The 6,041-nt window shown below is 70.2% G+C and carries 4 protein-coding genes; 3 read left to right on the top strand and 1 reads right to left on the bottom strand.

What is annotated here, in order from left to right; translation table 11 throughout:
* Positions 1 to 212: hypothetical protein (locus D180_RS24715; RefSeq protein ID WP_232760619.1), on the top strand; the 212-nt coding region annotated here is incomplete at its 5' end.
* A gap of 120 nt (positions 213 to 332) precedes the next feature.
* Positions 333 to 1,433 (top strand): Glu/Leu/Phe/Val dehydrogenase dimerization domain-containing protein, encoded by a 1,101-nt coding sequence (locus D180_RS21310; protein WP_017908213.1) that lies wholly within the window; start codon positions 333 to 335, stop codon positions 1,431 to 1,433.
* A gap of 120 nt (positions 1,434 to 1,553) precedes the next feature.
* Here D180_RS21310 and D180_RS21305 read toward each other — a convergent pair whose 3' ends face one another.
* Positions 1,554 to 4,391, bottom strand: coding sequence for an autotransporter serine protease (locus tag D180_RS21305; protein ID WP_043091509.1), 2,838 nt, complete (start codon positions 4,389 to 4,391; stop codon positions 1,554 to 1,556).
* Between the two features lie 192 nt (positions 4,392 to 4,583).
* Between D180_RS21305 and D180_RS21300 the strand changes: the two genes are divergently transcribed.
* On the top strand, positions 4,584 to 5,759 hold the full coding sequence (locus D180_RS21300) for a thiolase family protein (protein WP_017914368.1): 1,176 nt from the start codon (positions 4,584 to 4,586) through the stop codon (positions 5,757 to 5,759).
* The last annotated feature ends 282 nt before the right edge of the window (positions 5,760 to 6,041 follow it).

Below are 6,041 nucleotides of genomic sequence, written 5' to 3'. Positions count from 1 at the left end.
TCGGCCACCGTCAGCACTCGACCGACCAGATCCGCCATCGCACCGCCAGCACCCGGGTGCCCAGCGCCATTGCCGCGGAAGCCCGCGTCCCGCCACCACGCAAGCCGCCCGGCGAACCGGCACGCCACCTGCCCGACTGGCGTCGCACAGAGCCGCGAGATTCCCGCGCGTGGCCGCGGCGCCGTCGCGCGGGCGGCTGGCAATTGCTTTAAAATGCCGCCATCGCGACGCTCAGGGCCTGTTCCGGAACCGTCGCGTTTTTGTTTTGCGCCACCCACCAGGCACGTTCCTGGACCATGGTGTCCGACACCTGCAACGCCAGCGGAGCCCCCATGCTTTTCGAAACGCTAGCCAACACCGGCCACGAACAGGTCGTCTTCTGCCACAACCGCGACGTGGGACTGCAGGCGATCATCGCCATCCACAACACCGTGCTCGGCCCCGCGCTGGGCGGCGTGCGCATGCGCCCCTACGCCAACACCGAGTCCGCCCTGCAGGACGCGCTGCGGCTCAGCCGCACCATGACCTACAAGAACGCGCTGGCCGGGCTCAACATCGGCGGCGGCAAGGCGGTGATCATCGGCGACCCGAAGAGCGACAAGTCCGAAGCGCTGTTCCGCGCCTTCGGCCGCTACGTCGATTCGCTGGGCGGCCGCTACATCACCGCCGAGGACGTCGGCACCGACGTCAACGACATGGAGCAGATCTACCTGGAGACCGAGTACGTCACCGGCGTGCACCAGGTGCACGGCGGCTCCGGCGACCCGGCCCCGTTCACCGCCTACGGCGCGCTGCAGGCGCTGATGGCGTCGCTGCAGCGCAAGTTCGGCCACGAGGAGATCGGCAAGACCAGCATCGCCGTGCAGGGCCTGGGCCACATCGGCATGGAGCTGGTGAAGTTGCTCAAGGAACGCGGCGCCAAGCTGTTCGTGACTGACCTGGACCCGGCGCTGGTCGCGCGCGCGGTGGCCGAATACGGCGCCGAAGCGGTGGACCCGGACGATATCTACGACGTCGCCGCCGACGTGCTGGCGCCGTGCGCCATGGAGAGCGCGCTCGACGAGGCCAAGCTGCCGCGGCTCAAGGTCAAGATCGTCTGCGGCACCGCCAACAACCAGTTGGCCAATGCCGCGGTCGGCGAGGAACTGCACCGCCGCGGCATCCTCTACGCGCCCGACTACGCGGTCAACGCCGGCGGCGTGATGAACGTGTCGCTGGAGATCGACGGCTACAACCGCGAGCGCGCGATGCGGCTGATCCGCAGCATGTACCACAACCTCGGCAAGATCTTCGACCTGTCCGAGCGCGAGAACATTCCGCCGCAACAGGCCGCCGACCGCATCGCCGAGGCGCGCATGCAGGCAATCGGCAAGCTCAAGCTGCCGCTGGGCCGTACCGCGCCGCGCTCGATGGGCCATCTGCGCGGCGAGTGACGCCACGCGCCGCCTGCGCCGCAGGCGGAAGGCCGCAGATCGCAGGGCCGGGACGTCCCGGCCCTGCTTGACGGATCGCCCCCGCACCGGCGCCGCACGCGCCGGACCGGGTCCCCGGACTCAGAAGCCCAGGCGATAGCGCAGCGACACCGCGCGGTCGTCGCCACGCGGGCCGAAGCGCTGGTCGTAGCCCAGCCCCAGCAGCCCGCCGTTCCAGCGGGTCTGCAGGCTGGCGCCGAACAGGCCGCCCGAACGCGCCGGCTGCAGGTCCACCAGCGGCGCCCACGCGTTCACGCCGACGAAGCTGGCCTGCCGGTCCAGGCCCTGCGCGGCCAGCGTCTGCTGCCACTCGGCATAGCCCTGCAGCGACCAGCCGCGCCCGCCGAATCCGCCGCGCAGGCCGGCCAACGCCTGGCTGCGCGAGGAACTGGCGGCACCGGCCATCAGCCCGAAGCCATCGCCGCCCTGTTCGCGGAAGCCATCGCTGTCGATGCGGCTGTAGTCGGCGCCGGCATACGGGGTCAGCCACGCCGGGCCGCGCCCGAGCCGATAGCCGACCTCCACGCTGGAGGACAGGAAGCGACCGGCGTAGCGGCTGGAGGCGTCCGCGACGGTGTCGCCGAGCAGCAGGCTGCGGTCGAGCTGGCGCTGGTACTGGCCGCTACCGAGTTGCGCCAGCGCGTACGCATTGCCCGCCATCGCGCCGAGATAGGCCTGGCCCTGCACTTGGCGGTTGCGGCTGCGGTCCAGGCTGCCGGCGTCGCTGGCGCGGCTCTCGCCGAAGGCGAAGCCGGCCACCGCGTGTTCGCCCAGGCGCAGGTCCTGGCCCATCAGCCAGCCATCGAGCTGGAACTGGCTGCCGGCGAAGCTGCCCTGCCCGGTCTCGCCCAGGCGCTGGCTCCAGGCGCCAACCGCGCGCGGTTGCTCGACCAGCGTGTCGAAGCGGCTGGACAGCGCGCGCCGTTGCAGGTCCATGGTGTCGAAGGTCATCGCGGTGGCCGCGGCATGCGCCTCGCCGGACAGGCTGCGCAGCGTCGCCGACGCCGCCGCCACGCTCGGCGACTGCTGCACCGCGCCGGCCGCCTTGAGCAGGGCGCCATCGACCGTGGCCGGGTCGTGACTCAGCTGCGTGTTGAGCTGCGCGAACGCCGCGTCCACGCGCGTCGCCGAGGCCAGCGTGGCGGCGGTGATGTTGCCGAAGCTGGCCGCGGCCGCGGTGACGCTCAGCGACTGCACGGTGATCGAGGCGCTGGTGGCGTCGTAGGACAGCGACGAGGTCAGGAACACGTTCGACGGCGTGGTCACCGAGGCGAAGGTGCCGGTGAGCCCGCCGTTGGCCTGCAGCACCGTGTACACGGTGTTGTTGACCACGTAGTCGCGCTTGCCGAGCACGTACAGCGAACCGCCCTGCAGGGTGGCGCTGCCGCCGACCGAGAGCTTGTCGCCGACCAGCAGCGCCAGGCGGCCGTTGCTGCTCTGCACGTAGTTGCCGCTCAGGCTCAGCGTGGCCGCACCGACCTGGAAGGTGCCGGCATTGGCGACGCTGCCGCCGAGCGCGCCGGTGCCGACGAAGGTGGCGCCATTGCTGATCGCCACGTTCGAGCTGCCCAGGCTGGCCGCGCTGAGCGTGCCGCCCTGCACCTGGGTGTCGCCGCTGTAGGTGTTCTGGGTGCCGCTGAGATTCAGCGTGCCGCTGCCCTGCTTGATCAGCCCGCCGCTGCCGGCGATGTTGTTGGCCCAGGTCGAATTGCCGGTGAACCCCACCGTCACGTCGCCCCAGTCGAAGCGGCCCGGTCCCTGCACGGCCTTGCCGACGTTGAGCAGGCCGTAGCCGAAGGTCGCGTCCACGCCGGGCGTGCCCAGGTCGGTGGCGGTACCGAGCAGGGTCTGCCGGACCAGATCGTTGGTGAAGTACGGGAAGGCCTGCCAGACCAGCGCCGCCGCGCCGGACACCAGCGGCGCCGCGAACGAGGTGCCGCTGCCGTAGTAGTAGTCGGGGTTGCTGGTGGAGGTGGTCGCCTTGGGATCGACGAACACCTCGGTGCCGGGCGCGACCAGGCAGTAGCGCATCGCCGCGCCGCAGGCGTTGGAGTAAGAGGCCAGTTGCGTGCCGGTGCTCGAATCGGTTGCCGCCACCACCAGCCAGCCGCGCTCCAGGTCCGCCGCCGGCAGGGTGCCGTTGGGGCCGGCCTTGCTGGGCAGCGAAGCGATGTCCGAGGGCGTGGACTTGGATTCGTTGCCGGCGGCGAACACCACCAGGCCACCGTTGCCGAGCACGAACGGACGGTACTCGGCGGCGATGGCATTGGTCGAGTTCAGGTCGGTCCAGTAGATGCCGCCCCACGAGTTGTTCATCACCTTGACCCCGGCATTGATCAGGTCCTGGTGCACCTGGGTCAAGCCCAGTCCGCCGCTGACCTGGTTGCCGCTGCCGCTGCCGTCGTCCTTGGGCGGCGTGTCGGAAATGATGCGCGCGGACACGATCTGCGCGCCCGGCGCGATGCCGCCCGGCCACTGCCCGACCGACTTGCCTGCCGCCAGCTGCGCCACGGTGGTGCCGTGGCCGTCGACGTCGTCGACCTTGGTGTTGTTCTGACTCGGATCGACGTAGATCAGGTTCGACACCACCCGCCCGGCCAGCGCCGGATGGTTGCGGTTGACGCCGGTGTCGACCACGCCGATGCGGTAACCGCTGCCGTCGTAGCCGGCGTTGTGCGCGGCCAGCGTATTGGTCAGGGTCAGGTGCGCGTCGAACGCCGGCTGTGGCGGCGGCGGCGAGGTCGGAGGTGGCGACGTCGGCGGCGGCGGAGGCGGCGGTGGTGGTGGGGGCGGAGGCGGCGAGGTCGGTGGCGGACTGCCATGGGTCAGATTGCCGCCACCGCCACCGCCGCCACCGCACGAGGTGAGCGCAACCGCTACCGCGGCCGCCAGCAGCGACCGTGCCATCAATGCCCGCATGTCATTCCCCTCAAATGTCGTCTGCCGGCCATACGGCCGGTGTTGCCCCGGTTAGCGGCCGCCGACGACGGCGCTGAACTACGTCAAATCTACACTGGAATGCAAACCATAGGACTGGCCCGGTGGTGGACGCAATTGGCAGAACCCGCGCCGCGGCCGATAATCGGCACACCACTTTCGTAAGGGTTTGCCATGACCGAGATCGTCATCGCCGCGGCCAAGCGCACCGCCATCGGCGCGTTCCTGGGCCAGTTCAACGGCGTGCCCACGCCGACGCTGGGCGCCGCGGCCATCCGCGCCGCGCTCGAGCAGTCCGGCATCCCCGCCGCCGACGTTTCCGAAGTCATCATGGGCTGCGTGCTGCCGGCCAATCTCGGCCAGGCCCCGGCACGTCAGGCCGCGCGCGCGGCCGGCGTGCCCGACGGCACCGGCGCCACCACCATCAACAAGGTCTGCGGCTCGGGCATGAAGGCGGTGATGCTGGGACACGATCTGATCAAGGCCGGTTCGGCCAGCATCGTCGTCGCCGGCGGCATGGAATCGATGAGCAACGCGCCGCACCTGCTGCCGAACTCGCGTACCGGCAACCGCTACGGCAACTTCCAGGCGGTCGACCACATGGCCTGGGACGGCCTGACCAATCCCGACGACGGCCAGGCGATGGGCGTGTTCGGCGAGGCCACCGCGGAGAAGTTCGGCTTCAGCCGCCAGGACCAGGACGCGTTCGCGATCGAATCGGTGAACCGCGCGCAGGCCGCGCAGCGCGATGGCGCCTTCGCCGACGAGATCGTCCCGGTCGCCGTGGCCACCCGCAAGGGCGAGGTACGGGTCGACAGCGACGAGCAGCCGGGCAAGTCCGACGTGACCAAGATCCCGGCGCTGAAGCCGGCGTTCAAGAAGGACGGCACGGTCACCGCGGCCAGCTCCTCGAGCATCTCCGACGGCGCCGCCGCGCTGGTGCTGCTGGGCGCCGACGAGGCCGCCCGCCGCGGCGTCGCGCCGCTGGCGCGGATCGTCGGCCACGCGACCTTCTCGCAGGCGCCGGAATGGTTCACCACCGCGCCGGTGGGCGCGATCCGCAAGCTGCTCGACCAGGTCGGCTGGAGCCTGGACGACGTCGACCTGTTCGAGATCAACGAAGCCTTCGCCGTGGTGGCGATGGTGCCGATCAAGGAACTGGGCCTGGACCACGCCAAGGTCAACGTCCATGGCGGCGCCTGCGCGCTCGGCCATCCGATCGGCGCCTCCGGTGCGCGGCTGCTGGTGACATTGCTAAATGCGTTGCGCAGCCGTGGCGGCCGCCGCGGAATCGCGACGCTGTGCATCGGCGGTGGCGAAGCGACAGCGGTCGCCATCGAATTGATTTGATTGGGATTAACCCCTGAAACACAAAAATGAATGCGCATGCGCTTGACAGCCGACTTTGGCTTGTCATCATGTTGAGGGCGCGCATTCGCGCGTTGCCTAACTAAACGACGAGGATAGACACAATGAGCATCAACAAGCTGCTGATCGCAATGGCCCTGGGCCTGGCCCTGGCCGCGTGCTCGAAGCAGGAGCAGGCCCAGGACGCCGCCGCTTCGGCTAACGAAGCCGCCACCGACGCGCAGGCTGCTGCCGACCAGTCGGCTGCCGCCGGCGCCCCGACCA

This window comes from Xanthomonas sp. SHU 166, assembly GCF_000364685.1.
Taxonomy (GTDB): domain Bacteria; phylum Pseudomonadota; class Gammaproteobacteria; order Xanthomonadales; family Xanthomonadaceae; genus Xanthomonas_A; species Xanthomonas_A sontii.
The sequence above is the reverse complement of the archived record's forward strand: the minus strand, read 5'-3'. Positions and strand labels throughout refer to the sequence as shown.

Coding starts and splice junctions, on each gene's coding strand:
- D180_RS21310 (WP_017908213.1), top strand. CDS start 333: ATGCTTTTCGAAACGCTAGCCAACACCGGCCACGAACAGGTCGTCTTC.
- D180_RS21305 (WP_043091509.1), bottom strand. CDS start 4,391: ATGCGGGCATTGATGGCACGGTCGCTGCTGGCGGCCGCGGTAGCGGTT.
- D180_RS21300 (WP_017914368.1), top strand. CDS start 4,584: ATGACCGAGATCGTCATCGCCGCGGCCAAGCGCACCGCCATCGGCGCG.